Source organism: Ruegeria sp. AL12 (genome assembly GCF_056540885.1).
The window spans coordinates 89,422-115,712 of the sequence record NZ_JBQFXN010000003.1 but is presented as its reverse complement, the minus strand read 5'-3'; the positions used below and the strand labels follow the sequence as shown (position 1 = coordinate 115,712).

The window sequence follows — 26,291 nt, the reverse complement described above, 5'->3', positions numbered from 1 at the left end:
TCGAAAACCCGGGCTTTTGGTTTGCATCTCGGACGCGCATCAGTCATGACGCTCGCATGACACTCAGATTCAAAGCTCTTTCCGTTCATCTCTTTACAGCAACAGGCGCTGTTTTTGCCATGCTGGCCATGCTGGCTGCCGTTGAAGAGAAATGGAGCCTTATGTATCTTTGGCTTGTCGTGTCTTTCATTGTAGACGGTATAGATGGCCCGCTGGCGCGACATTATCACGTCAAGCACAACGCGCCCGAGTTCGACGGCGTTCTGCTGGATCTGATCATCGATTACCTGACCTATGTGTTCATCCCGGCTTTTGCCCTGTTCAAATCGGGGCTGATGGACGGCTGGACCGGATGGTTCGCGATCATCGTCATCACATTTGCCAGCGCGATGTATTTCGCGGATACACGCATGAAGACCAAGGACAATTCCTTTTCCGGTTTTCCCGGGTGCTGGAACATGTTCGTGATCGTGATCTTCGCACTGGAACCGAATTTCTGGATCATCCTGCTGCTGGTCACCCTGCTGTCGCTGGCCATGTTTCTGCCGCTGAAATTCGTTCATCCCGTGCGCACCGAGCGCTGGCGCAGCCTGACTTTGCCGATGGCGCTGGCATGGACGTTCTTCGCGGGTTGGGCCGCATGGGTCGATTTTCACCCCGAAAGCTGGGCCCATTGGGGGCTGGTCATCACCAGCCTGTACCTGACCTTCGCAGGCATCGCCCAACAGGTTGTTCCGCAGCGCCGCGCCTGACGCAGCGCTGCCCGTCCCGTTTTACAGAACGTCCTGCACCTCGAATTCGGTGCCGTTATGGGTAAAGACGTCGCCCTTTTGCAGACCTGCCATCGCCAGATATATCGGGCTTTGGGTTGAAATGCCCATATAGGTCTTGCCATCCACTTCAAACCGCGTTGTTGAAACACACACAACAAATCTGCGGTTGTTGAACTTGATCACAGCTCCTGGCCTGACCGTGTCGGCAAGGCTGAAATCGGTATTTTCGATGACATCAATCTTTGCATGATGCGCATGGACCGGGGCATCAAAGGCAGCCGCCAGATCGGCGTTTTCCCGCGATGCGGCAATGTCATCCTTGTCGTGACCTTCCCGGTCGTCCAACTGGGCATCTTTCAAAAATGCATCGTAATGCGCCTGCGCCGTTGCAAGCTCTTGCGCTTCAAGCGACATCAACCGGTCGATAATGGCCTTCTTGCGGGCTGCACGGTCTTGTTCAGTGGTCATGCAATGCGGTCCTTCAAATTCAGCAATAGTTACAAGTTGTGTCTGCAAAAAGCGGATTGCAACCGAATTTCGACGCTCAGATCAAAAGACCTGCCGCCCGCTCATGCCGCAACAGGGCAACTTTCGTCTCAACACCACCGTCGCCCGAAAAACCGCCCAGGCCATTTGCGGCCAGTACCCGGTGGCAGGGAATGATCACGGGAATGGGGTTTGATCCGCAGGCTTGGCCAACCGGCTGGGCGGGTTGCCCCAGTTCTTTGGCGATATCGCCATAGGTGCGCGTTTCTCCAAGCGGGATGGCATATATCAGGTCACAGACCTGCTTTTGAAACTCTGATCCGTCAATGCGATACGGCAGATCGAAACGGTCAAGACGCCCTTGATCATAGGCCCTCAACTGGGCGGCGGCTTCGCGCAGCAGCGTAGTCGGCTCACCCTTGTCCCTGCCGTTCCAGACAAGCCGTGTAAGGGCTCCGTCTGTTTCTTCAACACCAAGTCGTCCGAACTGAGTTTCAACGGAAATCATCGCCATGGACCGACGGTTTCAGATCATAGCGCCAAGCACAAGCGCGGGAATGTGCAAGACCACGCAAAACGTCATTTTTGGGCATTGGCGCCATTCGTGATACGCTCCTGCCGTTACTTAAAGAGATTTTGGAGAACGCAATGGGTCGACATTTGATCCTCACGGTACATGGAATCGGTGAACAAAAACCCGGCGAAACCGTCGATCAGGTCGTTGGCGCAGCAACAACCTGGCTGGATGGAAACCCCAGACCACCGATCGAAGTCGAACGCGGTATGATCGAACTGGCCGAATCCACCTTCGACGGAAATCCAAGAAATGCAGAGCTGTTCGAAGTCAATCTGCGCACGGTGACTGACCCGGCTGTTCCTCAGGACAAGGCCCTGTTTGCCGAAGTTTATTGGGCTGATCGCTCTCCGGCCCCGAAAGGAGCGATCAAAACCGTGCTGGACCTGATTTGGGTCGTTCTGGCGTTGGGATATCTGGCGATGGACAATGTCGAGCAAACCCACATCCGCAAAGGCGTTGCCTCGGACCAGCCCAATGGCAGGAATACACTTGCGGCACAGCTGGTACATCTTTTCACATGGATCTTCTTCGGTGCGGTTGCGACGCTGAACGTCTTTTTGTTGATTGGTGCCGCAGCGGTCATGACCGACCGGATACCTGTCTCGGTTTTCCAGAACCCTGCCCTGTTGTTCTGGCTTCTGTTCGGGCTGTACGCCGGCGGGGCCATTGTCGGGCTGGGGCAAAGCCGATCGGCGCCGACCTATCTCAGGCGGGTCTTCTGGCGTGGAATGCTCGCAATGGGAACAGCACTGACCCTGTGCCTGGTCATTGGGCCGCTGGGCCTGAAATTGTGGGCCTGCGTCCCTTCCAACACGGGAAATTGCCCGCCGGCCCTGGAGCAATTCGTGGCGTTTCAGGTTTTTCTGCTGTCCATTTTCTGGGCCACTCTTATCTTTCTGACAATCATTCTTTACGCGTTGTCCGCCTGGACGTTGCAGATCAATGACACACTTTCAGAGCACAGGCGGCTGTACCCCAGCATCTGTGCAGGCATGCTGGTTTTCTGGATGTTCTTCATTTCCGGCCTCTGGTTGACCATAGAGCAATTGCTGGACACTGTTTCGGGCCTGTCCGGCGGTCAGCTGCAACGTCTTTTTGAAAGCAATTTGAACGAGTCCATCGAAACTCTCAGCGTGGCCTTTGTGGCCATCGTTCTGTTGGGGTTCGTTGGCGTCGGGCTTTTTGCAGGTCGCAAAACGTACAAGGCCAACCTTCACACCCGCAGCGGTCTGATTAGCCGGGCGATTGTAAACCGGCTGGCGCAGTGGGTCTTTCTATTTGGTACAATCGTGCTGGTTCTGGTCACGATCCGAGAGATCGCAGCCAACCAGAGTTTTGAGGCCGCATGCAACGTGGGCATAGGTGAAACCAACCCGATCTCTTGGGCTTTGGACAGGTTGGCCTGTTCGCAAGGCGAGATCGGCCTGATCGTTCTTGGCGCAACTGCGTTGATGTACCGGTTTTCTGATTTTGTTTCCGCCGGGCTGGGCGTTGCACGGGATATCGTTACCTACGCCATTCGTGACAAATGCTATCTGGGAAAAGATCTGGAAACGCGACAACGCAACTATCCGGATCGCAAGGCGATAGACGAGCGTTTCTATCGCACGTTGTACTATGTTCTCGATATCTTTCCAGCGGATCATATTACGGTGATATCCCATTCGCAGGGCACCGTGATCGCCACACAGATGCTTGCTGACCCACGCGTCCAGAGACGCATCGGCGGGCGGACGCTGACACTCATCACGATGGGCTCTCCGGTCACGCATATTTATCAGCGCTATTTTCCCGAGATGTTCACCATCACCGCCAGTCAGTTGAACGCCGCGTGGTTCAACATCTTTCGGCAGGACGATTTTGTCGGAACCGAGATCGAGGGTGGGCTCATTTTTGCAAATCGAAACATCCCGGTCGATCCCGGCGGGCACACCGGTTACTTTACGGACTATCAGGTTTGGAAAGCCCTGTCAGATCCTGCCATTGGCTTTGATCTGTTCAATCCAACACCGCAATCTGTGCAGACATAGCCCAAAATGCCCCCCGACTGAATTCGGAGGGCGCGTTGATTTATCCCAGCGCCTCATTGCAGCGCCCGCAGACGCCCGCGTGGGTGTGGCGGCCCACATCAGGCAGGATTTTCCAGCAACGCTGACATTTCTCGCCTTCTGCTTTTTCGAACACGACGGCAACGCCTTCGATTTCCGGCACACGGAACGCCTCGGCCGGGGCGGGATCGCCGGTCACGGTCAGGCCCGAGGTGATGCACATGTCGTCCACGTCGAACGTGGCCAGCAGATCGCGGGTATCGCCATCCTCGACATGCACGATCGGCGCCGCCTCGAGGCTGGAGCCGATAACCTTGTCCTGACGCTGAACCTCGAGCGCGGCAGTCACGGCCCGGCGCACACGGCGCACCTTGGCCATGTTGGCCTCAAGCTCGGCATCGCGCCAATCGGCGGGCGTGTCCGGAAAGTCCACCAGATGGACCGAACTGTCGTCGCCCGGGAACCGCTCCAGCCAGACCTCTTCCATGGTGAAGACCAGAACCGGGGCCAGCCAGGTGGTCAGACGGTGGAACAGAATATCCAGAACAGTGCGCGCGGCACGGCGGCGTGTGCTGTCCCCGTCGCAGTACAAAACGTCCTTGCGAACGTCGAAATAGAAGGACGACAGATCAACCGTCGCAAAGTTGAACACGGCGCTGAAAACACCCTGGAAGTCAAACGCGGCATAGCCCTTGCGCACCTGCTCGTCCAATTCCGCCAAACGGCTGAGAACCCAGCGTTCCAGACGCGGCATATCCTCGTGCGCGACGCGGTCGGCCTCGGTGAAGTCGGCCAATGAGCCCAGCATGAACCGCATGGTGTTGCGCAGACGGCGATAGCTGTCGGCGGTGCCTTTCAGAATCTCCGGCCCGATCCGCTGATCGGCGGTATAGTCGGTCTGCGCCACCCACAGGCGCAGGATATCGGCGCCGTATTGTTTGACGACCTCTTCCGGCACGATGGTGTTGCCCAGCGACTTGGACATCTTGTTGCCTTTGGCGTCCAGCGTGAAACCGTGGGTCACTACGTTGCGATAGGGCGCGCGGCCCTTGGTGCCGCAGGCTTGCAGCATGGACGAATGGAACCAGCCGCGGTGCTGGTCGGTGCCTTCCATGTAGACATCGGCGATGCCATCCTCGGTCCCGTCCTCGCGATCGCGCAGAACAAACGCGTGGGTGGAACCCGAGTCGAACCAAACATCCAGCACGTCAAAGACCTGTTCGTAGTCGTCCGGGTTGGCGATTCCGTCGAGGATCTTTTCCTTGAAGCCGTCGGTGTACCAAACATCCGCACCGTCCTTCTCGAACGCCGCCTTGATGCGGGCGTTGAGTTCGGCGTTGCGCAGCAGGTAATCCGCGTCGGTGGGCAGAGCGCCCTTCTTGGTGAAGCAGGTCAGCGGCACACCCCATGCACGCTGGCGCGACAGAACCCAATCCGGGCGCGCTTCGATCATCGAATACAGGCGGTTGCGGCCGGACTGCGGCGTCCACTTCACCAGCTCGTCAATCGACCGCAGGGCACGTTCGCGGATGGTGTCGCCCATCTCGCCCATACCGTCATCCAGCTTGCGGTCGACGGATGCGAACCACTGCGGCGTGTTGCGATAGATGATCGGCGCCTTCGAGCGCCACGAATGCGGATAGCTGTGCTTGATCTTGCCGCGCGCCAGCAGCCCGCCGACCTCGGCCAGCTTGTCGATGACGGCCTTGTTTGCGTCACCCTCGCCGCCCTTGCGGGACAGGATGTATTTGCCGCCAAAGAACGGCAGATCGGCACGGAACGAGCCATCGTCCATCACGTTATAGGTGATGACCTGTTCCAGCATGCCCAGATCACGGTACAGCTCGAACTCCTCCATCCCGTGGGACGGCGCGCAGTGGACGAAACCGGTGCCTTCGGTATCGGTCACGAAGTCAGCGGCGCGGAAATCGCGGATGTCGTCCCATTCGCCATTGCCGCCTTCGGCCCCGGCCAGCGGGTGAAGCAGCTGAACGCTCTTCAATTCGTCGGCGGTCACATCGCGCACACGGGTCCATTGATCGTCGTTCAGACGGGCACGGCCCAGAACGTCAGCGGCCAGGTTGTCGGCCAACAGGAACTTGTCGCCTACCTTGGCCCAGCATTCCTCGGGCGTGCCGGTAACTTCGTAGAGACCGTAGGAAATGTCTTTACCGTATACGACGGCCTTGTTCGACGGCATGGTCCACGGGGTGGTGGTCCAGATTACCACATAGGAATCATCAAGATCGCCCGCATTCACGACCTTGAACTTCACCCAGATGGTGAAGCTTTCCTTGTCGTGATATTCGACCTCGGCCTCGGCCAGGGCCGTCTTTTCGATGGGCGACCACATGACAGGCTTGGACCCCTGATAGAGCGTGCCGTTCATCAGGAACTTCATGAATTCGTCCGCAATCACCGCCTCTGCGTGATAATCCATGGTGATGTAGGGATCGGCCCAGTTGCCGGTGATGCCCAGACGCTTGAACTCTTCGCGCTGGATGTCGATCCAGCCCTCGGCGAACTTGCGGCATTCCTGACGGAAATCGACGATATTCACCTCATCCTTGTTCTTGCCCTTCTTGCGGTACTGTTCCTCGATCTTCCATTCGATCGGCAGGCCGTGGCAGTCCCAGCCGGGCACGTATCGCGCATCAAAGCCCATCATCTGATGGGATCGCACGATCATGTCCTTGATGGTCTTGTTCAGGGCGTGGCCGATATGCAGATGACCATTCGCGTAAGGGGGGCCATCGTGCAACGTAAAGGGCGAGCGGCCCTTTTTCTCGCGCAGGCGGTCATAGACACCGATGGTCTCCCACCGTTCCAGCCATGCGGGTTCGCGCTTGGGCAGGCCGGCGCGCATGGGGAAATCGGTTTTGGGCAGGTTCAGCGTGTCTTTGTAATCAGGTGTCTGGATCGTGTCGGCGCACATTTGGGGCGTCCTTTGGATGATCTGGTCGTCTATTGGATCGAAGCGGTCGGTGCGAAGTCTCAAACACCTTTGCCCGGCGTCTCAGGAGGTCAGAGCGCCGGGGATATAATTCGAATAATGATGGCCATACGGTCATGCATGGCGCGCTTATATGACGCCTGCACCTAATGGTCCAGAGGTTCTGCCCGCTGCGGCGAATGGCGCAGTTGCGCCCACCGGTTCAGCCACGCAAGACCGGCCAGCGCAAGGCCCAGCGCCAACAGTGAAAACACCCGGATCAGGCCGCCCAGACCGGCGATGTCGATCAGAAAGACCTTGGCCACCGCCAGCCCGATCACCGCCAGCCCTGCCTTGCGCATCAGGTCGGATCGGCGGGCAAGAGATTGATAGAACAGAGCGGCCCCGATCAGCAGCAGCACCAAAGTGTAGGTATACAGTTCCGGCTGGGTGACGCCGTTGCCTTCATACATCCCCGCCGCGCCCTGCCAGACGTGACGGATCGTCAAACCCAACCAAACTGCGGCCAACGTCCCTGCAACGGCAAAGCTTGCTTGCATGATCGGTTTCGGCATTTCCCTGATCCTCCAGGCCGATCCGCCGATGGCCAATGCGGGCAACAGATAGGCAACGGCCAGCGTATTCAAAACCGGCGGCCCAAGCACCGGATCGGCATTCGGATCAAACAAGGGGTTCTGGTCCGCCAATGCCTGCAACAGATAGAAAAGGCCATGACCCGCAAAGAACAGAGCAAGCAGGTATCGCAAATAGTTCAGTTTGCCACCCAACCCGAACCTCTGCACCTGCGCGAACGCAAGCAAAAGCCAGATGACGGCCAACAGACCCAGGCCCCAATGGCTGTTGTCAGCGCCGCCCTCGCCGAAGCCTTCGAGCCAACGCAGCAGCAGCAAGGAAAGCAGGATACCCGCTGTCGCCCATGCCGCACTTTCCAGCAGCAGCGCCGCCAGTGGGCGATTCAACGGACGCAAAAGCCACCAGCCCACGACAAATCCCAATGTGGCCACGCCATAGACCATCGCCATCTCGGACACCGGAGCGGAATTGGCCCAGTCCAGCCCTGGATCAAGCACCAAACGCACCGTGACGGCAAAGACACCGGCCCAGATGAACCAGCTCATCGGCGGCAGGATGAACCTGCGGTCCAACGCGGCCGCAACCACAACGCTGGCGACCAAAGCAACGGTAAGCGCCGCCGAGCTGAGCACGATGACGCAGGCAAAGACCAGACACGACAGCATGGACAGGGTGGCCAGTGCCGCCCGCATCCGGTCATCGCCGTCAACGCGGGCAAAGCGTTCAGCCAGAACCACCATCAACACAGCCAGCGCAATCGCGTGGAGCGCCCAAGGATAAGCCCCGATCACCGAAGCCGGATGCCAGCCTATTTCCAGCGCGATGGCCAGCACCGGTGCAAAAAGCGCGGCTCCTCCGGCCCAGACGGCGCGATACTGGCTTGCCTTGAATGACCGCCACGCCATCAGAGCCGACATCAAACCTCCCAAGGCGACCAGAACAGTCACCACCATCGGATAGTCGGCCTCGGGCGTTTCCGCGTAAGTGCCCGCAAACCTGTCCAGAACCGCGCCATTCTCAAGCCCGTGAGAGGCGACAAAGACCACCAATCCAGCCGCAGGCAGGACGGTCAGGTCCCGGAGGGCCGGTGCATCCTTGGCCCATAGAAGCAGAGCCAGAACAAGGGCAGACAACAGGCTGACGCCCAACCAGAATTCGGGTTCCGTGTCCGCCCAATGCCAGGACAGGATCACAGTACTTGCCGCGACGGCCCCGGCGGCCAGTCGAGTTGGGAATTCTGGCCAGGGGCGGGCCTTTGGGCGGCGGATCATCTCAGTCAGCATGGGGCCCGCGTGATTTGGCCAAATGCGCCGCACCGGAATGGCGGTTGCCAAAAGCGCCAGCACCGTTGCCGCGATCAGGTATCCCGATTCCGTACTCGGCGCGCCCATCACCAGAAGCAGGTTCGCCGCATAGGCCCCGAACAGTGTCAGGACCGAGATCCATGCCCAGCGCCGTACCGTGTCGATACCCAGACCCAAGACGGCAACCAGCAGGAAATACGCGTAAAGCCACGACGGATCATCGGACGTGCCCCCGACTAGGAAAGGCGCCGCGAAGGCACCGATCAGACCGACCGCAGCCAGCAGCGGACCGTGGAACCACCCCAGAACGAGCCCCACCAGCGCGACAACGACCATCCCTGCCAGTGCCGTTTCGGCACCGATCAGGTTGTACAGCTGGCGCGCGGACAGGATGGCCCCGAACAAAGTGACAAGCCCGGCACCGGAAAAGACCGAGGGCAGATAGGCGGTTGCCACCGCTTCGCCATCACCGAACTTGCGGCGCAGGACTTCTCCTCCGAGGATCAGAACCGTGCCGAAACCCAGGGCAGCGACGACACGGGCCGCCGGCGGCAGCAAACCGTTTTCGACGCCGTATTGCACGAGGAAAATACCAGCCAGCGCCAGAGACAGGGCCGAAACCACATAAAACCAGTTCTCGCGCAGCCACGCGCCCAAAGCCGCAAACCTGTCATGGCGAAACACGACAGCCGGAGAAGAAACCTCTGCATCCTGAGCGTCGGCACTGTTGTCTTCCTGCCGTTTTGGAGCCGACCAGGGTGCCGGTCTGCGCGGCTTCTCTGCAGCAGCAGGTTGCGGTGCAGGCGTTTCCTGTTCCGGTTGCGGCAGCACGGTCGCATCGCCTGAGGCCAAGGCGTCGATTTGCGCTTCCAGTTGCTCTACCCGGCGACGCAAACGGGAATGCCCGACCAGAAGTGCGATCAATGTCACAGGGATGGCCAGAACAATCAGGCCAACAAGAACAAGCAGCGATTCCAACCGAGTCTCCGATCCTTTTGGAGGTCAGGCTATCTTGAGCCGTCCGAAAGTGACAGTCAGGAAAGCTGTGATCCGATCTAAAGCACCGAATTCGCCGGACACGCGATCGTCGGTCTGAAAAGGTCCGGGTTCTGCGGTAGCGCATGCCGCAAGAACCGTCATCCCAGCGCCGCAAAATTCATGGGTGGAACAGGGACCCGACGAGATACGCGATCAGCGCGGCCAGCCCGCCGATCAAAAACGTCTCGATCCCCGACCGCCACCAGGGGGCCAGTGACCACCGGCTTTTGAGCGCGCCAATCGCAAAAAAGACAGCCATGGTCATCCAGGCCGAGATCGCAAACGCGTTCGGCACGGACGCCAGGAACGGCAGCAATGGGATCATCCCCGCCACCAGAAACGCAAAGAAGGTGGCCAATGCGGCTTTCATCGGATGCGGGTCGACACTGCCCAGACCATATTCACCTTCGATCATCAGGTTGATCCAGTTTTCGGTACTCGAGGTGATCTCTGCCGTGGCATCGATCAGAATGTCGCCAGACAGCCCTTTTTGCGCAAGGATCTCTCGCACTTCTTCGCGCTCACCATCCGGGTACAACGCAATGTGGCGTTCCTCGACCGCGCGGATGCGGCGAATGTTGTCCAGCTCGGCCTTGGTGCCCGAATAATTGCCCGCAGCCATCGAAAACCCGTCAGCCAGAACATTCGCCAGGCCAAGCGCCACGATAACGAAAGGGGAAAGGCCTGCCCCTGCAACGCCTGCCACAATGGCAAATGTGGTGACGGACCCGTCGATGCCGCCATAGACGACATCGCGCAATACGCCGCGTCCGGGCGGCGCGTTGATCCGTTCGGCGATTTCCTGCGGGCTGTGACCGTGATCCGTCATGGCTGGCTCCTTTGACACATTCAGTGTGCCGAAGCGCAGGCCGGGGCGCCTTGCTTTGGATCAACCCTTGGAAAACAGGCCCTGCAAGGCGCGCTTGATGATGCCCCGCGTCGAAGGTTTGTGCCTGTCCGAGAAGGGCAACGGGCGGCACACCTCCATCGCGGCCACACCCACACGAGCGCTGAGGGCCCCGTTGACCAGACCCTCGCCGAACCGGCGTGACAGTTTGCTCAGAACGGAACCGCCCAGGACAGGCTCCAGCAGATCATCGCCGACTGCAACCGCCCCTGTCGCCACCAGATGCACAAATACACTGCGGGTCAGACGCCAGCCGCCCAGCGTACCCGCGCGCCCGCCATAGATTTCCGCAACCCGGCGGATCATCCGCAATGACGCGGCCAGCGCGGTTATCACATCCGCAAGCGCCAATGGCACCAATGCGGTCACGGTTGCAACTTGCCGGGCCGCGGCCTCGACCTCGCGGCTGGCGGCTTCGTCCAGAGGCGCCAACAGCTCAACTTCGGCAAGTTCCAGCAGAGCTGACGCATCGAACTGATCCGCCATCCGCTCGGTCAATCGTTCGCGGCCCCAGCGCGTGTCTTCCCGGCCTTTGTAGAATGCAATGATACGATTGGTGACTGCGCGGGCCTGAGCCAGATCGTCCTCTGCCAACGCGGCATCTGCGGCCCGGCGCAGGCCATCCACACGGGACAATCGCCCCAATGCGGCCAGTTCACGGATTGCGATCATAAGCGCCACAAGAACCAGCGCGGCGATCAATCCGGTTACGATCCAACCCAAAACAGGTGTTCGCGCCACCAGCGAAGTTGCAAAATCCCACGCGGCCACCGATACGGCCGCCCCGATCACCGCCAGAGCAAGCCCCCAGAACCAGCGTGCCAGAGCCGATGGTCTGCGCGCCGCCAGCCGCGCCGCGCCTTGCATCGCCTGCCCTTGTGGTTGCGCGATGTCCGGCACCGGCGGGGCCTTGGCGACATCGGCAGGGGGGTCATCCGTTTCAAGATCGATCAAAACCGGGCCTTTAGCCATCGATCACATCCTCGCTGCGCCAGACAAACCGTATGTCCGGCAGGTTTTCGTCGTTGTCCGCCCCATCGCTGCGGGCCACCTCGGCAAAGCCGTTACGTTCATAAAACCGGCAGGCTCGGGCATTGTTCTGAAACGCGTACAAGCTCAGCTCTGAGCGGGCCGATTTGGCGTGATCCAGCAATTGCCGACCAATCCCGCGGCCCCGAACCGAAGCATCCAGATAAAGCGAATGGATTTCGCGACCGTCGAGCGCCAAAAAACCAACAACGCCGGCCTCGGTTTCGGCCACGGTCACCCATTCCAGATCAATCATTCGACCACAGAAAGCGATCGTCTCGGCGCAGCTGTGCAATTCAGGCATCCAGTCGTTTTCCAAGGCGAAACCGTGCAGGATCGACCCGATGGTGCCCGCATCCGTCGGGCGAGCACGGCGTAGTATTGTCGTCACAACCGATCTCCGATCAAGAACTGTGCCGCCCTGTCCAACCGGATATGCGGCGGGCCATCACCGGGTTTCAGCGACAGTTTCGCCGGGGCAAAGGCCATGAAGCCATAATCTTCGCCCAACCACGCGTCAGCCCCGTTTCGGGCCGGACCCAACAGATGCGCTGGATCCTCGGGCAATTCACCCGGGTAGAAGGCGGCCTGTTTGCCGCTCTCCAACAGGGTACCCCGAACGCATGGCAAGTCTGTCCCGTCGTGGTGGCGCAGTTCTTCGGTCGTGGCACGCAGCGAAGCCAGAGACAAGGCCTCGGTCCGGGCTCCGGCGAAATTCGCCCGATCACGCGCCTCACGCGTCAACGCCTCGATAATCGCGGTCAGGCGGGGGTGCTGCATGTGGTGTAGGTGGTCCGCTTTTGTCGCCGCAAAAAGGATGCGTTCAACCTTTTTGCCCAGCAGCAATTGGCTGAGCCACGCGTTTCGGCCGGGGCGAAAGGCCGACAGGATATCAGCCATGGCGCGGCGCATATCCTCGACCGCCTGAGGACCTTTGTGAATAGCGCCCAGCGCATCGACCAAAACCACCTGCCGGTCGATGCGCGAGAAATGATCGCGAAAAAACGGTTTCACGACCTGGGCTTTATAGGCCTCGTATCGCCGTTCCATCTCGCGTTGAAGCGTTCTGCGCCGCGACGGGCCAGACACCACCAACGGCGCAAAGGTCAGAACCGGAGATCCGGCCAGGTCCCCCGGCAGCAGGAACCGCCCGGGAGTACAGTCGTAATACCCCGCTTCACGTGCCTGATTGAGATAGGTCGTGAACGACGATGCCAGTGCTTGCGCGGTCGGCTCGTCATGTGCGTCGGACGGGTCTGCGGCATGGACCTGTCCCAGATACTCGGCGGCCTCCGAGCGGGCCTCGATACGTTCCAGTGTTTCCCGAGACCAGTCTGCATAAGACTTGTCCAGCAGGGCCAGATCCAGAAGCCATTCGCCGGGGTAATCGACGATGTCCAGATGAACGGTGCGCGGTCCCTGCAAGCCGGCAAGCAAGCCGGCTGGACGGGCTTTGAAGGACAGGCGCAGCTCTGACACCGCGCGTGTGCTGTCCGGCCAGTGCGGTGTCGGACCCGTCAGGGCGGACAGGTGCGTTTCATAATCGAACCGGGGCACGGTGTCATCCGGCTGCGGTTGCAGATAGGCGGCATTGATCCGACCTTCCTGCTGCGCAACCAGCCCGGTCATGCGCCCCCGATCCAGCAGGTTCGCCACCAGCGAGGTGATGAAAACCGTCTTGCCCGACCGCGCCAACCCGGTGACACCCAGGCGGATGACAGGCTCAAAAAACGTCTCGGAGACGCTGTCGCCGATGGTTTCGACGCCGCGCACAAGACTGTCTGCCAGTGATGAGATGACCAATCCGTCGCCCCGCAATTATCGTTTCACCCAAGATAGGTAGAGGGTACCGCACATACCAGCGCTTTCGCCCCCTTGCCCGTTCCCGCGCCGCGCTGTACCAGCGGCACATGCCCAGATACGCGTTGAAAGTCGAATACCAGGGGGAACCGTTTGCCGGATGGCAGCGGCAAAAGGATCAGCCGTCGGTACAAGGTGCCATCGAAGAGGCCCTGTCCCGTATCCAGCCGGGTGCGCATACGATTGCAGCCGCGGGGCGCACCGACGCCGGCGTTCACGCGTTGGGTCAGGTTGCTCATTGCGACATGGCCAAGGAATGGGACCCGTTCCGCCTGTCCGAGGCGCTGAACTATCACCTCAAACCGCAGCCGGTGGCGATCGTGGACGCCGTGCGCGTGACCGACGATTGGCACGCGCGGTTTTCGGCGGTCGAACGGCAATACCTGTTCCGCATCCTGATGAGGCGCGCGCCTGCAACCCATGACAAAGGGCAGGTTTGGCAGATCAATCATCCGCTGGATGTCGAGGCCATGCAGGAAGCGGCGAACATGCTGCTGGGTCGCCATGATTTCACGACCTTCAGGTCGTCGATTTGCCAAGCGGCCAGCCCGGTCAAAACTCTGGATGAGTTGCGGGTTGAACAGGTTCAGGGCTTTTCCGGCCCCGAAGTTCATTTCCACGTAAGGGCTCGGTCATTTCTGCACAATCAGGTGCGCAGTTTCGTCGGAACGCTGGAACGCGTGGGCGCCGGAGCGTGGACCCCGGAAGAGGTGCGCGAGGCGCTGGAAGCTGCCGACCGTGCGGCCTGCGGGCCAGTATGCCCGCCGCAGGGGCTGTATCTGGCGCGGGTCGGGTATCCGGAACCGGTGTTCGACTGACCTAAATCGCACGCAGCAGCAAACCACTTGCGATCACGGCAATGATCAGCCCGGCCACCAGTTCGATGGTTGGGGCCAGCACCGATGCGAACCGAGTGGCTGAGGCTGAGGCCAGCAGACCTCCGCGAAGGCCAAAGGACGTCCATCCCACCAATGTCGTCACCAACGCCGTGCCCAATGCCATGGCAAAAGCCCCGGCGATACCGACCATCGCGATGCCCATCTGCCACGTCAGGATCAGCACGAACAAAGCCCCCGTGCACGGTCGCGCCGCGATGCCCGCAATCAGGATCAGGGCCTCGCGCAGTGAACCCACATTTGCAACTTCTTGCGCAGTCGGGCCATGGCGGTGGCCGCAATCTGAACAGACTTCTCCATCGTGGTGAGGGTGATGCGAGTGATCGTTTTCATGATGATGGTGCTCATGGGGCGACGTGGTATTCCGTCTCTTTGCAAAACTGCGCAAGGACCGGACCACCAGCCAAAGACCGATAAGTGCGATCGCTCCGTAGCTTATCGGAGCCATGACCTGTTCCGTCGTTCCAACAAGGCTTTCACGGGACATCTGGAACACCAACACCCCGGCATAGACCAAGACGACGGCCGTCACCGCCTGCCCCAGGCTGGACAATACACTGATCGCCGACAACCGCCAGAAGGCGACACGCCGACCCAAACCGTAACCCCCGATCAGGACCTTTCCGTGGCCGGGGCCGATGGCATGAAAGAACCCGTAGGCGAAACAGACTGTCAACAGCGTTGCCACCGCCTCGGGTTGCTCGGCACGCGCGGCACGCAAGGATCGGGCGATCTGGTTCTGGAATTCTCGTTGCTCCCCCGCAGCCCAGGCCGCAAGACTGTCAAAGCCTCCGCTGCCCCAAAACCAGAGCAGCAGTACAATCGCCAGGCCGACAGGCAGGATCAGGTAGCGGGACATGAAACGCGGATCTCGGTCGCAAAACGTTCACCGACCAGAGGGATGTCATTTTCCTCGAGGTCATAGTCGGCGTCCAGGGTCAGCAGAAAGGCCTGCATCTGGGCCAGTTCGCCGTCGATATCCGGGTCAAACCGGTCAATCTGGCACGCGGCGGGGCCCGTCACGGTCACGGGCCGCGTCACCTCGTAGGCGGTATAAAACGTCTCATCAAACGCTTTCGCAGACAGCGCCGCGGCCGCGACGGAACCGGCCTCCACCGCCCTGAGATGCGTGGTGACAACGCGCCCGTCTTCAACTGTCGCCTGCGCCTCCATCGGGCCCGACAGCGCGACGTGGTTTCCGTCTGCGGTAACGACAAGATCGCCGTTATATCCTTCCACCCACTGCGTATCGAACCCGGTCAGGAACCGTTCTTCGCTTTCCGTCAGAACGCCGTCAGCATCCTGATCCAGCTTCATGTCTTCCAGAACCAGCAACGAGTAGAATTCGTCATACGCCCAGGTCACGCGAACATGGGTCAGTTGACCAGCGTCATCCACGACGAACTCCAGCCCGGTATCAATGAAGACATGCGGGTGGGCGTTGGCCTGCATCGGCAAACAAAGGATCAAAGTGGTTATAAGGTAACGCATAGGCGCAAGATAGGTCTCCCTCCGCGTGGCGGCAACGACATTTTCACTCCCGATGCGAAATCCGGCCCAACATCAGGTCGGCGGAAACAGAACCAGTGTTTGCAGCGCTGTGCCCACCGGACCTTGTGTATCAAAGAGGACGGACTGAGACATGCCGATGCCGGAAGGCTGCCAATGCGAAATCGATTTTGAGGCCAGCCAATCCGAAACCGGTTCACGGTGGATATGCACGGTCAGGTCCGTATTCATGAATCCCATTTCAGTGGTCGGCGCATTCCATGAGATACCGTTTCCGCAATCGGCCAACGGGCACAGGGCCTGTATGGGCGATTGATCCTCGCCTTGCAAAAGCTGCGGAGTACGCATCCAAATCGTTTTGGGTCCGGCCCCCTGTTTTCCCCCTGCGGGATAGCGAATATCGCTGTAATGGGCAAAGCCTGGCAGGTCGTGGCGAATTTCACCTATCGGAAAAGGGCCATCGACAACGTCCTCTATTCTCGGCGCATCCATTTCGACATTCGGCACCTGCCCCAGATCGCGCCGCAACAGGTGCATGGTTGTTGCCGTGGCGCACAACGTATCGTCGAGATCGTGCACCGTGACCCGCGTAGTCCCGAGTGTCTTTGTGTGGCGCGTGGTCTCTGCCGCAACGCGAAGCCCGGCCAGCGGGAGCGGCCTCAGCAAATCGACAGTCAGTCGGGTCAGCATCTTCTCGGGGCCGATTTCGGTTTCTGCGGCCCGAACGATCAAGCCGCTGACCGGCCCCGCGTGGCAATGTGCGGCAGACCAAGGCCCGCGCGCGGCATCGTTGCCAACAAACGCCCCGTCCTCGCGCTGATGAAAATAGGTCGTGTTGGTAAAGTCGAGCGCTTCGGCCATGTGATCCTCAGGTCTGTTCTTGCGCAAATCGTTTCAGTTTGTCTGAACCCAGGCGTTCAAACACTTTCCCCGTTCCTACTTTGGCGGCGAAAACGCAGGACAAGCCGGCCTTGCGATCAGTTTCGCCATCACCGCAAGGGAAACATGTGTCATCCATCCGAATGACCTCGGCCCCGGTCATATCAGCAACGTCTTGCAGATGATCATGAATTTGCACGGCCAGGCTGAATGTCATGTTTTCGGAAATGTCCCTCTGAAGCACCGGGTCCGGGCTATACTTTTGCCGCAAGGATGGCTTAACTGCCCGGGCCCTGTCCACCGCAGTGACGGGACGTCACCACATCAAACATATGCAGGAGCCGCACATGGCGTTGTTGATCGAAACCGGGCTGTCCAACTGGATAAGTGATGACGAAATTGCCCGCAGTTTACAGGCCGTGTTACCGGATGCGGATATCCGCACCGCCGAAACGTTGGGCAATCCGGATGACATAACGATGCTGGCCGTGGTTGACATGCAACGTGACCACCCGACGCGACTGCCGAACCTGAAACTGGTTCAAAAGCTGGGCGCAGGGGTAGAGACCATTGTCAGCCATCCCGGTCTGCCCGGTCATGTTCGCATCGCCCGCCTGAAGCCTGACGCCCCGGCACAGGGCATTGCCGAGTGGTTTCTGGCCTATATCCTGCGCGCTCAGCGACACATGGCGTTTCACGAAGCGGCCCAGACCCGCGCCGAGTGGTCCCCGCGCGCACCGGTTTTTACGCCGGACACCGTGGTCGGTGTTCTGGGTCTTGGCCACATCGGCGCCCGCACCGCGCGGATGCTGCACGCCGTTGGTTTTCAGGTGATGGGCTGGAGCCGGACGCCAAAAGCCATTGACGGCGTAACTTGCATCCATGGGCAGGACGCGTTGCCCGCGCTTCTTGGCCAATGTGACCACGTTTGCGCCATCCTGCCCTCGACCCCTCAGACCGCTGGCCTGTTTGATGCCCGGATGCTGGCGGCGATGAAACCCGGCAGTCAGTTGCTGAACGCCGGGCGCGGAAATCTGATTGATGAGGACGCCCTCATCGCGGCACTGGACGCAGGGGTTCCGGGGCATGCCGTTTTGGACGTCACCTCGCAGGAACCTTTGCCACAAGACAGCCCGCTATGGCGCCATCCCGGCGTGACGATCACACCACATGTTTCAGGCTGGCATCTGGGCGACGCCTTGTCGGATGTGGCTGAAAACTTCCGACGCCTCAGTTCCGGCGCGGCCTTGCTGCATGAAGTCAATCGTGATCAGGGCTACTGAAATCCGAGCTGATGATCAGGGCGTAAGGATCCAATTGCCGTTGCCGTCATTGCAGCGGCGGGTTCGGATTTCCCTGCTCTGATCACCGCCTTCCGGCTGAATCACATGCTGAAGACCAACGCAATTTCCCTGTACCGATCGCACCCGGATTGTCCCTTTGGAACCCGTGTCGTCATTCTTCCATGACCGTTCCTGGCCCACGGAAGGCGTACCGCTGGTCAAAAGCGCGTTCGAGGCTGCGTTGACCACTTCGAAATCTGCCGGAGACAACCCCATCTCGGCTATGATTCGGGACAGGGGCTTGGCCTCGACCACAGTGCTCATCAAAAAAATGCCGCATGCGGCGATAGCGGTAAAACATGGGGCATTCATGGCGGCCTCGCAGAGCTGAAATCATTTGTGGCCAAGGTTATACCCCTAACCCGGCAGGGCCAAGCCCCTGAGGCGAACCTTCAAAACACCCCGGGCAGCCCTGTCTGCAAGACTTCTGTTCGCAAGCCCGCAACGCGGGCGATCCGGCGTGGTTCAGGCATTGGCGGCACAGGGGCTGCAACCGACATTTGCCATTGCCCACAGCTCGCCGGTAACACCTGCCCGACGGGGTGGCGTCGCAAATTTCTGACCTTGGGGCTTCACAGGCGGGCCGGAATTTGCTGAAATCCAAGTAAATTCTGATTTTGAGCACTGGAGATTGTTCCATGAAACTACGCCCTGCCCTGCTGGCCGTCGCAGCACTCGCTTCATCCGCGGCCCTTTTTGCATCCCCCATCTCGGCCAAAGAAGAAACCAAATCCGTGTTCGTCATGAGCCGCACCTGGGCGGTGACACAGGTTTCCGACGCGCCGGTCGTCTATCGCGCCACGCGTGACAACAACAACCTCAACCCATTCGGCCCGCCGCCGCGCCTGCGCACCGTTCAGGCCATTGCCGCGATTCAGCAGGCAACCGGGTGCAAACCGATCGTGGCCAGCATGTACCAGAACATCTCGGGCCAGTTTTTCTCGCAGGTCAGCTGCAACTGACACAGCGTCAGATCAGGCATTGAGGTCGCCCGACCGGCCTGCCATAGCTTGCGCATGAAACTCGCAATAAACGGATTCGGCCGTATTGGCCGTACGATCCTGCGGCAGGTTCTGGCCCTGCCGGAAGGGTCAGATATCGAGCTGGTGCTGATCAATGACATCGCGCCGCTGGACACCTGTGCTTACCTGTTCAAATACGACAGCACCTTTGGCCCCTATCCCGGCGATGTGTCCGCAGGGAACGCCGCGCTGATCGTGGATGGGCACTCGGTTCCCATGACCCACAGCGATGATCTGTCCCGCGTTGATCTGTCGGGCGTTGACGTCATGCTGGATTGTACGGGTATCGCCCGCAGTTCGGACGTTGCACGTCGCGGTTTGTCTGCGGGCGCAGGCAAAGTGCTGATCTCGGGCCCCTCCCCCGCTGCTGATGTCACCATCGTTCTGGGTGCGAACGAAGACCAGTTGGGCAGCGCCCGGATTGTGTCAAACGCATCCTGCACCACCAATGGGTTGGCGCCTCTGGTCAAGGTCATCGACGATATCGGCGGTATCGCGTCGGGGCACATGACCACCATCCACTGCTATACCAACAGCCAACCCATGGTCGATGCCCCGCGCGGCGACCTTGCCCGTTCTCGGGCCGGGGCGCTGTCGATGGTTCCGACCACATCGAGCGCGATGCACCTGATCGATGTCGTCCTTCCGCATCTGGCCGGGCGTATCTCGGGCGCGGCTGTCCGCGTTCCGACGGCCAGCGTGTCAGCCGTGGACCTCGTGGTCACATTGCAGCGCGGCATGAGCGCCGAAACCTTCGATCAAGCCCTGAAGCACGCCGTTGCTGGATCCCCGGTGCTTGGCTGGACTGATTTGCCGCTGGTCTCGTCCGACCTGCGGTCCCGCCCTGAATCGCTGGTTGTTGCCGGGCCCGAGACCCGTATGGTGGGTGAAAATCAGGTCAGGGTCTTTGGTTGGTACGACAACGAATGGGGCTTCTCGGCGCGAATGCTGGACGTGGCCCGCCTTATGGCAGCCGAATAGCCGGGCGGCAACCTCAACACAATTTGGCCGAAAAAATTCTCGTCTCATGTATAATTCCTTTCCCCATCCGCTTTCAGATGCTCTAACCTGAATTCAAAGGGCCGTGCACGACACGGACAAGAGAACTGGAATTGGGACAGTTGGGGCAATTCATGCAAAGGAGCAAGCGGCAATGCCGTCTGGGGCGCTGGCTGATGGCCACAGTTGTGACTTTGGCCCCAACCACGCTGGCGGCGCTGGACACCTCACTTTCGGCCCCCGGCGCATCAAAAGAACTGGTTGAACGCCTCAAGGAGACATCCTCGGTAACCACGGCTGAGGAACGCGGCCTCGACACCCCGCTTGAAATCCTCTCGGCAGCTTTGTCGGATTACCGTACGATTGTACAAATCCTGTACGACGAAGGGTATTTCAGCCCGGTCGTCAGCATCAAGCTTGATGGACAGGAGGCGGCCGAGTTGAGCTCTCTCACGGTGCCTGCACAAATAAACCGTGCTGCGATTACCATTGAAACCGGGCCAAGCTTCAATTTCGGCACCGCCACTGTCAAGCCCCTGGCCCCTGAAACCGAACTGCCCGAGGATTTTGCCCCCGGGAAACTGGCGACGACCGGTGCCATTCAACAGGCCTCCTCGGCCGGTGTTCAGGGTTGGAGGGACGCGGGCCACGCAAAAGCCGAAATTGCGGGTCAGACAATCATCGCGCGCCACGCCCAAGCCCGTCTGGATGCCCAGATCGACCTTGATCCCGGGCGCAGGCTGACATTTGGCAAGATGTTCATCAAGGGCAATTCAGATGTGCGCCACAGATCCATCGAAAAGATCGCCGGGTTTCCAAGCGGAGAGGTCTATTCCCCTGAGAAAATCCAGAAGGTGGGAACACGGTTGCGCCGGACCGGCACGTTCAACGTGGTCTCGTTGCAGGAACGAGAGACCCCAAACCCCGATGGCACACTGGATTTCGACGCCACGTTCGAAGACCTGCCCAAACGTCGGTTGACCTTTGGTGTCGAACTGGCCTCTCGCGATGGTGTGGATGTGACCGCGACGTGGACCCATCGCAATATGTTCAGGCGCGCAGAACGTCTGCGCTTCGAAGTGGCGGTTCGAAATATTGGCGGTGCAGAGGATATTGATGGCCGGATCGGATTGCGTCTGGATCAACCTGACCGGCTTGGCCCTGATGACAACACCTTCTGGAGCGTCCTGCTGGAACGCCGCAACACGGAAAACTATAACGTAACGGTGGCTTCGCTGGCCTATGGTGCGCGCCGCACATTTTCCGACAACTTGTATGCCGAGGCATCCGCCGGGTTTCAGCTGTCAGACGCCGACGACGCATATGGCACTGGTCGCAAGTTCAGGTATTTCATCCTGCCCTTCCGATCTGAATGGGACCAACGCGACAGCAAAGTCAGCGCCACACGCGGATTCTATCTGGACTCGCAAGTCATGCCCTTTGTCGGAATATCCGGTACGGATACAGGCCTCCGCCTTTTCTTTGATGGGCGGGCCTATACAAGCCTGGGGACAGGGGGGCGGATCGTTTTGGCCGGTCGCGCGCAGCTGGGATCCGTGATTGGCCCACCTGCCGATGGCGTCACGCCTGACTTTCTGTTCTTCTCGGGCGGCGCAGGAACCGTTCGCGGGCAACCCTATGAAAGCCTTGGCATTCCGGTCGGGACCGGCATCGCGGGCGGCAAGTCATTCATTGGCTTGTCCGGCGAGATCCGTGGCAAGGTTACTGACAGCCTGTCGCTGGTTGGGTTTTATGACTACGGTGTCGTCGATACATCTTCCTTTGTCGGCAGCGGCGCGCAAGAAGATCACTCGGGCGCCGGTATTGGCGTAAGATATGATCTGGGCGGGTTTGGCCCCTTGCGTCTAGATCTGGCCTATCCTGTCAGCGGTCCCACCGGGGACGGGCTACAGTTCTATATCGGGATAGGACAGGCATTTTGAGACGGTACCTTTCATACCCTCTGCTGATCGGCGCGCTGGCAATCGTGCCTGTGGCCGGACATCCGCAGGAGGACGAAGGCGGCAGCATGATCGAAAGGTTCCTGCAGGATACACTGTCGGGCGAGGATCAGAACGTTACTGTCAAAGGTCTGCAAGGTGCACTGAGTTCACGTGCCACGATTGCCGAGATCACCGTTGCCGATGACGAAGGGGTCTGGCTGACCATAAAGGACGCCGAACTTGACTGGAACCGGCTGGCTTTGATCCGTGGGCGGTTCTCGGTCAATGCCCTGACGGCGCAAGAGATCGACGTTGCCCGCGCGCCTGGCACCACCACCAAAGACACGCCGCCGCCAACCGCAGAGGCAAAAGGCTTCCAACTGCCTGAACTGCCTGTTGCCATCGAAATCGGTGAAATTCGCATCGACGAGCTGGCTTTGGGCGAGCCCCTGATCGGAGTGGCCGCAGAACTGGCGGTTAGTGGCAACTTGTCACTGGCCGACGGGACGCTGGACACCAACCTTGATATCACCCGGCTGGACCGGGCAGGTGATGAAATCAAGTTGACAGCGGGCTTTCAGAATTCAAACAGCCAGATCGATCTTGACCTTCAGGTGACAGAGGCAGCGGGTGGCCTGATCTCGACCGCTCTTAAAATGCCGGATACCCCGCCTATCGCGCTGACAGCGAAAGGATCCGGACCCGTAACCGATTTTACGGCCGATATCGGCCTCAGCAGCGATGGTCAGCCTCGGGTGACAGGGCAGGTTCGGTTACGCTCGGCCCCGACTGCCGCGGCCAGCGCAGAAGAGGGCATTGCGTTTACTGCCGATCTCGGTGGTGATTTGACACCTTTTGTCGCCGAAGAAATGGATACGTTTTTCGGCGCCAAAACACAGCTTTATGTGGATGGGCGAACCCAACCTGAAGGTGCGCTGGAAATTGACGAGCTTGAGTTTTCGTCACAAGCACTGAACCTGAAAGGCCAGTTACAGTTGGCGGCAGGTGGGCGATTGCAACTCGCGGCCCTGCAAGGACGCATAACGCCACCGGAGGGTGAAAGGGTAACTCTTCCAGCCTCGGGCGGTGACACGTCTGTTGGAGCAGCACAGATTTCGGCGCTGTACGACGAAAAAAACGGCAATCATTGGGACTTGAGTCTGACAGCAGATGCCGTGCAGGCCGAGCAGGTTGAATTGGAGCGCGCGCAAATTACTGCTCACGGGACCCTGGAACAGGGCGCAGTGCTAAAAATCAATGGCAACCTGCAGGCCGCGTTGGACGGTATTAGTCTGGCGGACGAGGCCCTGAGTGCAGCAATAGGCGACCTCGTCACACTGGATGGCACTTTCGAATATGGCAGTGACCAATCCCTGAACCTGACCGGACTCGAACTGGTTGGTGCGGATTACGAATTGGGCGTCGACGCATTGGTCAGCGGCCTGTCCACCGGTCTGGCCGTCGACGGCACCGCTACTTTGGAAGCCACGGATCTGTCTCGGTTTTCAGAACTGGCCCAACTGGAGCTGGGAGGCCAGGTCTCGGCCCGTCTAAACGGTCAAGGCTCACCACTGGAAGGCAGTTTCGACGGCACACTGGAGGTCGAAGGAACAGACCTCTCGACCGGGCGTGATGACATCGATCCGGTGATAAAGGGCAATACAACAATAACGCTCGACGCCAAGCGCGGCGCAGATGGCGTAACCATCCGAGATTTCACCCTGATCGGTGATACCTTGCGCGCCCAGGCCGACGGCACGGTAACGACCCCTGATGGCAACGTGACGATTGATGGTCAGGCGACGGTCAATTCCCGGGACCTGTCCGTGTTTTCCGGCCTTGCCAAACGCGAACTCGGAGGTGCAGTGCAAGCGAAACTGAACGGAAAAGGAACTGTTCAGACGCTGGAGTTTGACGGCACGGCCAGCGTATCGGGCCGGGATATCAAAACCGGTCTGGCCGAGATCGACCCGCTTTTGGTCGGTCGCAACGAGATCACGTTCGACGGTGCGCTGAGTCAGGAACAGATTGTGATCCGCGACGCATCGGTGAACGGTTCAGCCCTGACCGCCAAGGCCTCTGTTACCATAGACGACCCAAGGAAAGACCTTGCGATTGACGGGCAGGTCAATCTGAACATCCCGGACCTGTCACCGTTTTCCAGCCTTGCAAAACGCGATCTGGCAGGGGCGATCCGAGCGGATTTTGCCGGCAAGGGCGCAGTCGGCAGCAAAGCGTTCGACGTAAAAGGCAATTTGGCGGCGGACGACATCAAAACCGGGATCGACGCCGTTGACGACCTGATCCAGGGGCGAACGAACCTGACCGTGGACGCGATGAACAACGATGAAGGCCTGGATATCCGTACGTTCCAACTGATTGGAACCGCCCTTTCGGCGAATGCATCGGGCAAGCTGAACCGAGACGCCGGCGGTTTGGACTTTTCTGCCAAACTGGATGACCTTGCCCGTCTGTCGCAATCCTTGTCCGGCCCGCTGAACCTGAGCGGGAACGTCGCTCCGACAGGCTCTGGACTGGAAGGCACTGCTCGCCTGGACGGGCCTGACAGCTCTTACGCCAGCCTTCAAGGAACGGTCGGCCAGAATGGCTCGGCTGATGTGGATTTTGACGCCAAACTCAACCGGATCGAGCGGTTCGTTCCCGAATTTCCCGGCACTGTGGCAGCAAAGGGAACGGCCAAACGCGATAACGGTGTCTGGACGATTGACGCCAAGGCGCAAGGGCCTGCCGACATAGACACCACGTTGGCCGGCACTTTTGATGAAACCAGCAGTCAGGCGGATCTGAAGGCACAGGGCGGCATCAACCTTGGGATCGCGAATGTCTTCATCACACCCAACAAGATCGACGGGTCGGCGCGCTTCGATCTGGCACTCAAAGGTGCTCCGGCGCTGGCGTCGCTGAGCGGTTCGGTCACCACTTCGGGCACATCCCTTGCCATTCCGGGTGCTGGTCAGACCATTACCGGGATCAGTGGTCAGGTGGATCTGGCGCAAAGTCGCGCAAACATTACACTGAATGGCGGAGTTCGGGCGGGCGGCAACTTTACCGTCAACGGGCCTGTTGACCTGACCCCTCCGTTCAACGCCCAGATTACCACCACCCTGAACAACCTGGTGCTGACAGACCGGTTGCTGTATGAAACCACCCTGAACGGTCAGATTGCCATGACCGGGGCGTTGGCCGGAAACAGTTCGCTTGCCGGTCAGATCACGTTTGACGAAACCAACATCAACCTTGCCGCCGCGTCCGGCGCGGTAGGCGCGGCACCTATCCCGGACATCCAGCACATCAACGAAAGTCGCGCCGGTTTCGTCACCCGAGAGCGGGCCGGATTGGTCGTGACCGAAGGATCGGAGAAAAGCGCATCCCGTATTGCGCTGGATATCAGCCTGCTTGCACCTAAGGCGGTTTTCGTCAGAGGGCGTGGTGTGAACGCAGAACTGGGGGGGCGAATTTTCATCGGCGGCACCACTGCCTCTGTTGTGCCGTCCGGTCAGATCGAACTGATCCGGGGGAATTTCGACATTCTGGGCCGCAGATTGGCACTGACCAAGGGGATCGTCACGTTGCAGGGCGACCTGACCCCGTATATCGAGTTCGAGTCTTCAGCCAGCACGTCTGACGGCACCGCGACGATCGAAATTGCCGGCCCGCTGGATTCACCTGAGGTCAATGTGTTTTCCGACCCCGAACGTCCGGCTGAAGAAGCACTGGCAATGTTGCTGTTCGGGAACCGGTTTTCAGAAATCTCGCCTTTCCTGATCGCGCAAATGGCAGCATCACTGGCGCAACTCAGCGGTGCGGGAGGGGATGCAACCAAAGGTCTCCGCGACTCCACCGGAGTCGACACGGTCGACATAGGAGCTTCCGAAAGCGGCGCGGGCCGTTTGGGCGCGGGCGCGTACCTGGGTGAAAACCTCTATACGGATTTCACCGTGAACACCGAAGGTGACACCGAAGTGAACCTGAACCTCGATGTCACGGACAATTTCACGGTGCGCGGTACGGTCGATGGCCGAGGAGAGACGGGCGTGGGTGTGTTCTTCGAGCGTGACTACTGACCAACTGTCAAAAAAGAAACCAAGTTGAGCCATCCGTTCATGTCGCCCAAGCAGGTGACGGGTGTTC

The 26,291-nt window shown here is 59.7% G+C and carries 21 protein-coding genes; 8 read left to right on the top strand and 13 right to left on the bottom strand.

Annotated elements, in window-relative coordinates; all coding sequences use genetic code 11:
* Positions 1–56: 56 nt before the first annotated feature.
* Complete coding sequence (locus tag ACR0C6_RS11420; RefSeq protein WP_152457212.1) at positions 57–752, top strand: CDP-alcohol phosphatidyltransferase family protein; 696 nt, start codon at positions 57–59, stop codon at positions 750–752.
* A 21-nt stretch (positions 753–773) separates the two neighbouring features.
* Here ACR0C6_RS11420 and ACR0C6_RS11415 read toward each other — a convergent pair whose 3' ends face one another.
* Both ACR0C6_RS11415 and ACR0C6_RS11410 read right to left on the bottom strand, forming a co-directional pair.
* On the bottom strand, positions 774–1,241 hold the full coding sequence (locus ACR0C6_RS11415) for a hypothetical protein (RefSeq protein ID WP_152457211.1): 468 nt from the start codon (positions 1,239–1,241) through the stop codon (positions 774–776).
* A 76-nt stretch (positions 1,242–1,317) separates the two neighbouring features.
* Positions 1,318–1,773 carry a methylated-DNA--[protein]-cysteine S-methyltransferase gene (locus tag ACR0C6_RS11410; protein ID WP_480619379.1) on the bottom strand — a complete coding sequence of 152 codons (456 nt, stop codon included), beginning with the start codon at positions 1,771–1,773 and terminating at the stop codon, positions 1,318–1,320.
* A 134-nt stretch (positions 1,774–1,907) separates the two neighbouring features.
* On the opposite strand from ACR0C6_RS11410, the gene ACR0C6_RS11405 reads away from it, so the two are divergent.
* Positions 1,908–3,866 carry a lipase family protein gene (locus ACR0C6_RS11405; RefSeq protein ID WP_480619377.1) on the top strand — a complete coding sequence of 653 codons (1,959 nt, stop codon included), beginning with the start codon at positions 1,908–1,910 and terminating at the stop codon, positions 3,864–3,866.
* 40 nt (positions 3,867–3,906) lie between these two features.
* Here ACR0C6_RS11405 and ileS read toward each other — a convergent pair whose 3' ends face one another.
* From ileS to ACR0C6_RS11375, 6 genes are all read right to left on the bottom strand, one after another.
* A complete protein-coding gene (ileS, locus tag ACR0C6_RS11400; protein ID WP_480619376.1) occupies positions 3,907–6,819 on the bottom strand; it encodes an isoleucine--tRNA ligase in 2,913 nt (970 codons plus the stop codon).
* A gap of 164 nt (positions 6,820–6,983) precedes the next feature.
* On the bottom strand, positions 6,984–9,692 hold the full coding sequence (locus ACR0C6_RS11395) for a DUF2339 domain-containing protein (protein ID WP_480619374.1): 2,709 nt from the start codon (positions 9,690–9,692) through the stop codon (positions 6,984–6,986).
* Between the two features lie 178 nt (positions 9,693–9,870).
* Positions 9,871–10,581: a VIT1/CCC1 transporter family protein gene (locus tag ACR0C6_RS11390; RefSeq protein WP_480619372.1), complete on the bottom strand. Its 711-nt coding sequence runs from the start codon at positions 10,579–10,581 to the stop codon at positions 9,871–9,873.
* A 60-nt stretch (positions 10,582–10,641) separates the two neighbouring features.
* Positions 10,642–11,631, bottom strand: coding sequence for a YcjF family protein (locus ACR0C6_RS11385; protein ID WP_480619370.1), 990 nt, complete (start codon positions 11,629–11,631; stop codon positions 10,642–10,644).
* Complete coding sequence (locus ACR0C6_RS11380) at positions 11,624–12,079, bottom strand: N-acetyltransferase family protein (RefSeq protein WP_480619369.1); 456 nt, start codon at positions 12,077–12,079, stop codon at positions 11,624–11,626. The genes ACR0C6_RS11385 and ACR0C6_RS11380 overlap by 8 nt, the downstream gene beginning before the upstream one ends.
* A complete protein-coding gene (locus tag ACR0C6_RS11375; RefSeq protein ID WP_480619367.1) occupies positions 12,076–13,491 on the bottom strand; it encodes a YcjX family GTP-binding protein in 1,416 nt (471 codons plus the stop codon). Before ACR0C6_RS11375 ends, ACR0C6_RS11380 begins: the two co-directional genes overlap by 4 nt.
* Before the next feature lie 107 nt (positions 13,492–13,598).
* On the opposite strand from ACR0C6_RS11375, the gene truA reads away from it, so the two are divergent.
* A complete protein-coding gene (gene truA / locus ACR0C6_RS11370) occupies positions 13,599–14,366 on the top strand; it encodes a tRNA pseudouridine(38-40) synthase TruA (RefSeq protein WP_171726677.1) in 768 nt (255 codons plus the stop codon).
* A gap of 1 nt (position 14,367) precedes the next feature.
* Here truA and ACR0C6_RS11365 read toward each other — a convergent pair whose 3' ends face one another.
* From ACR0C6_RS11365 to ACR0C6_RS11350, 4 genes are all read right to left on the bottom strand, one after another.
* Complete coding sequence (locus tag ACR0C6_RS11365; protein WP_152457201.1) at positions 14,368–15,303, bottom strand: nickel/cobalt transporter; 936 nt, start codon at positions 15,301–15,303, stop codon at positions 14,368–14,370.
* Positions 15,288–15,935, bottom strand: coding sequence for a DUF1007 family protein (locus ACR0C6_RS11360; RefSeq protein ID WP_171363679.1), 648 nt, complete (start codon positions 15,933–15,935; stop codon positions 15,288–15,290). The genes ACR0C6_RS11365 and ACR0C6_RS11360 overlap by 16 nt, the downstream gene beginning before the upstream one ends.
* A gap of 72 nt (positions 15,936–16,007) precedes the next feature.
* Complete coding sequence (locus tag ACR0C6_RS11355) at positions 16,008–16,814, bottom strand: thioesterase family protein (protein WP_171205614.1); 807 nt, start codon at positions 16,812–16,814, stop codon at positions 16,008–16,010.
* A 7-nt stretch (positions 16,815–16,821) separates the two neighbouring features.
* Positions 16,822–17,049 (bottom strand): hypothetical protein, encoded by a 228-nt coding sequence (locus ACR0C6_RS11350; protein WP_480619365.1) that lies wholly within the window; start codon positions 17,047–17,049, stop codon positions 16,822–16,824.
* A 130-nt stretch (positions 17,050–17,179) separates the two neighbouring features.
* Here ACR0C6_RS11350 and ACR0C6_RS11345 point away from each other — a divergent pair, with 130 nt between their 5' ends.
* Positions 17,180–18,115, top strand: a complete 936-nt coding sequence (locus tag ACR0C6_RS11345) for a 2-hydroxyacid dehydrogenase (protein ID WP_480619363.1) — start codon at positions 17,180–17,182, stop codon at positions 18,113–18,115.
* A gap of 15 nt (positions 18,116–18,130) precedes the next feature.
* Here the strand turns inward: ACR0C6_RS11345 and ACR0C6_RS11340 are convergent, their stop codons facing one another.
* Positions 18,131–18,439, bottom strand: a complete 309-nt coding sequence (locus ACR0C6_RS11340; RefSeq protein ID WP_253283503.1) for a hypothetical protein — start codon at positions 18,437–18,439, stop codon at positions 18,131–18,133.
* A gap of 374 nt (positions 18,440–18,813) precedes the next feature.
* Between ACR0C6_RS11340 and ACR0C6_RS11335 the strand changes: the two genes are divergently transcribed.
* The 4 genes from ACR0C6_RS11335 (at position 18,814) to ACR0C6_RS11320 (ending at position 26,224) form a co-directional block, all read left to right on the top strand.
* The gene (locus ACR0C6_RS11335) at positions 18,814–19,137 is read left to right on the top strand and encodes a hypothetical protein (RefSeq protein WP_170344942.1); all 324 of its coding nucleotides are present in this window, start codon (positions 18,814–18,816) and stop codon (positions 19,135–19,137) included.
* Between the two features lie 54 nt (positions 19,138–19,191).
* The gene (locus ACR0C6_RS11330) at positions 19,192–20,178 is read left to right on the top strand and encodes a type I glyceraldehyde-3-phosphate dehydrogenase (protein ID WP_480619361.1); all 987 of its coding nucleotides are present in this window, start codon (positions 19,192–19,194) and stop codon (positions 20,176–20,178) included.
* A 152-nt stretch (positions 20,179–20,330) separates the two neighbouring features.
* The gene (locus ACR0C6_RS11325; protein ID WP_480619359.1) at positions 20,331–22,139 is read left to right on the top strand and encodes an autotransporter assembly complex protein TamA; all 1,809 of its coding nucleotides are present in this window, start codon (positions 20,331–20,333) and stop codon (positions 22,137–22,139) included.
* Positions 22,136–26,224 carry a translocation/assembly module TamB domain-containing protein gene (locus tag ACR0C6_RS11320; protein WP_480619357.1) on the top strand — a complete coding sequence of 1,363 codons (4,089 nt, stop codon included), beginning with the start codon at positions 22,136–22,138 and terminating at the stop codon, positions 26,222–26,224. The genes ACR0C6_RS11325 and ACR0C6_RS11320 overlap by 4 nt, the downstream gene beginning before the upstream one ends.
* Positions 26,225–26,291 lie beyond the last annotated feature (67 nt).

Bases quoted from the DNA above. Each gene is read 5' to 3' on its own strand.
- ACR0C6_RS11360 (WP_171363679.1), bottom strand. From the start codon at position 15,935: ATGCGTTACCTTATAACCACTTTGATCCTTTGTTTGCCGATGCAGGCC.
- ileS (WP_480619376.1), bottom strand. From the start codon at position 6,819: ATGTGCGCCGACACGATCCAGACACCTGATTACAAAGACACGCTGAAC.
- ACR0C6_RS11385 (WP_480619370.1), bottom strand. From the start codon at position 11,631: ATGGCTAAAGGCCCGGTTTTGATCGATCTTGAAACGGATGACCCCCCT.
- ACR0C6_RS11325 (WP_480619359.1), top strand. From the start codon at position 20,331: ATGCAAAGGAGCAAGCGGCAATGCCGTCTGGGGCGCTGGCTGATGGCC.
- ACR0C6_RS11345 (WP_480619363.1), top strand. From the start codon at position 17,180: ATGGCGTTGTTGATCGAAACCGGGCTGTCCAACTGGATAAGTGATGAC.
- ACR0C6_RS11335 (WP_170344942.1), top strand. From the start codon at position 18,814: ATGAAACTACGCCCTGCCCTGCTGGCCGTCGCAGCACTCGCTTCATCC.
- ACR0C6_RS11365 (WP_152457201.1), bottom strand. From the start codon at position 15,303: ATGTCCCGCTACCTGATCCTGCCTGTCGGCCTGGCGATTGTACTGCTG.
- ACR0C6_RS11410 (WP_480619379.1), bottom strand. From the start codon at position 1,773: ATGGCGATGATTTCCGTTGAAACTCAGTTCGGACGACTTGGTGTTGAA.
- ACR0C6_RS11415 (WP_152457211.1), bottom strand. From the start codon at position 1,241: ATGACCACTGAACAAGACCGTGCAGCCCGCAAGAAGGCCATTATCGAC.
- ACR0C6_RS11340 (WP_253283503.1), bottom strand. From the start codon at position 18,439: ATGAGCACTGTGGTCGAGGCCAAGCCCCTGTCCCGAATCATAGCCGAG.
- ACR0C6_RS11350 (WP_480619365.1), bottom strand. From the start codon at position 17,049: ATGACATTCAGCCTGGCCGTGCAAATTCATGATCATCTGCAAGACGTT.
- ACR0C6_RS11420 (WP_152457212.1), top strand. From the start codon at position 57: ATGACACTCAGATTCAAAGCTCTTTCCGTTCATCTCTTTACAGCAACA.
- ACR0C6_RS11390 (WP_480619372.1), bottom strand. From the start codon at position 10,581: ATGACGGATCACGGTCACAGCCCGCAGGAAATCGCCGAACGGATCAAC.
- truA (WP_171726677.1), top strand. From the start codon at position 13,599: ATGCCCAGATACGCGTTGAAAGTCGAATACCAGGGGGAACCGTTTGCC.
- ACR0C6_RS11330 (WP_480619361.1), top strand. From the start codon at position 19,192: ATGAAACTCGCAATAAACGGATTCGGCCGTATTGGCCGTACGATCCTG.
- ACR0C6_RS11355 (WP_171205614.1), bottom strand. From the start codon at position 16,814: ATGGCCGAAGCGCTCGACTTTACCAACACGACCTATTTTCATCAGCGC.
- ACR0C6_RS11405 (WP_480619377.1), top strand. From the start codon at position 1,908: ATGGGTCGACATTTGATCCTCACGGTACATGGAATCGGTGAACAAAAA.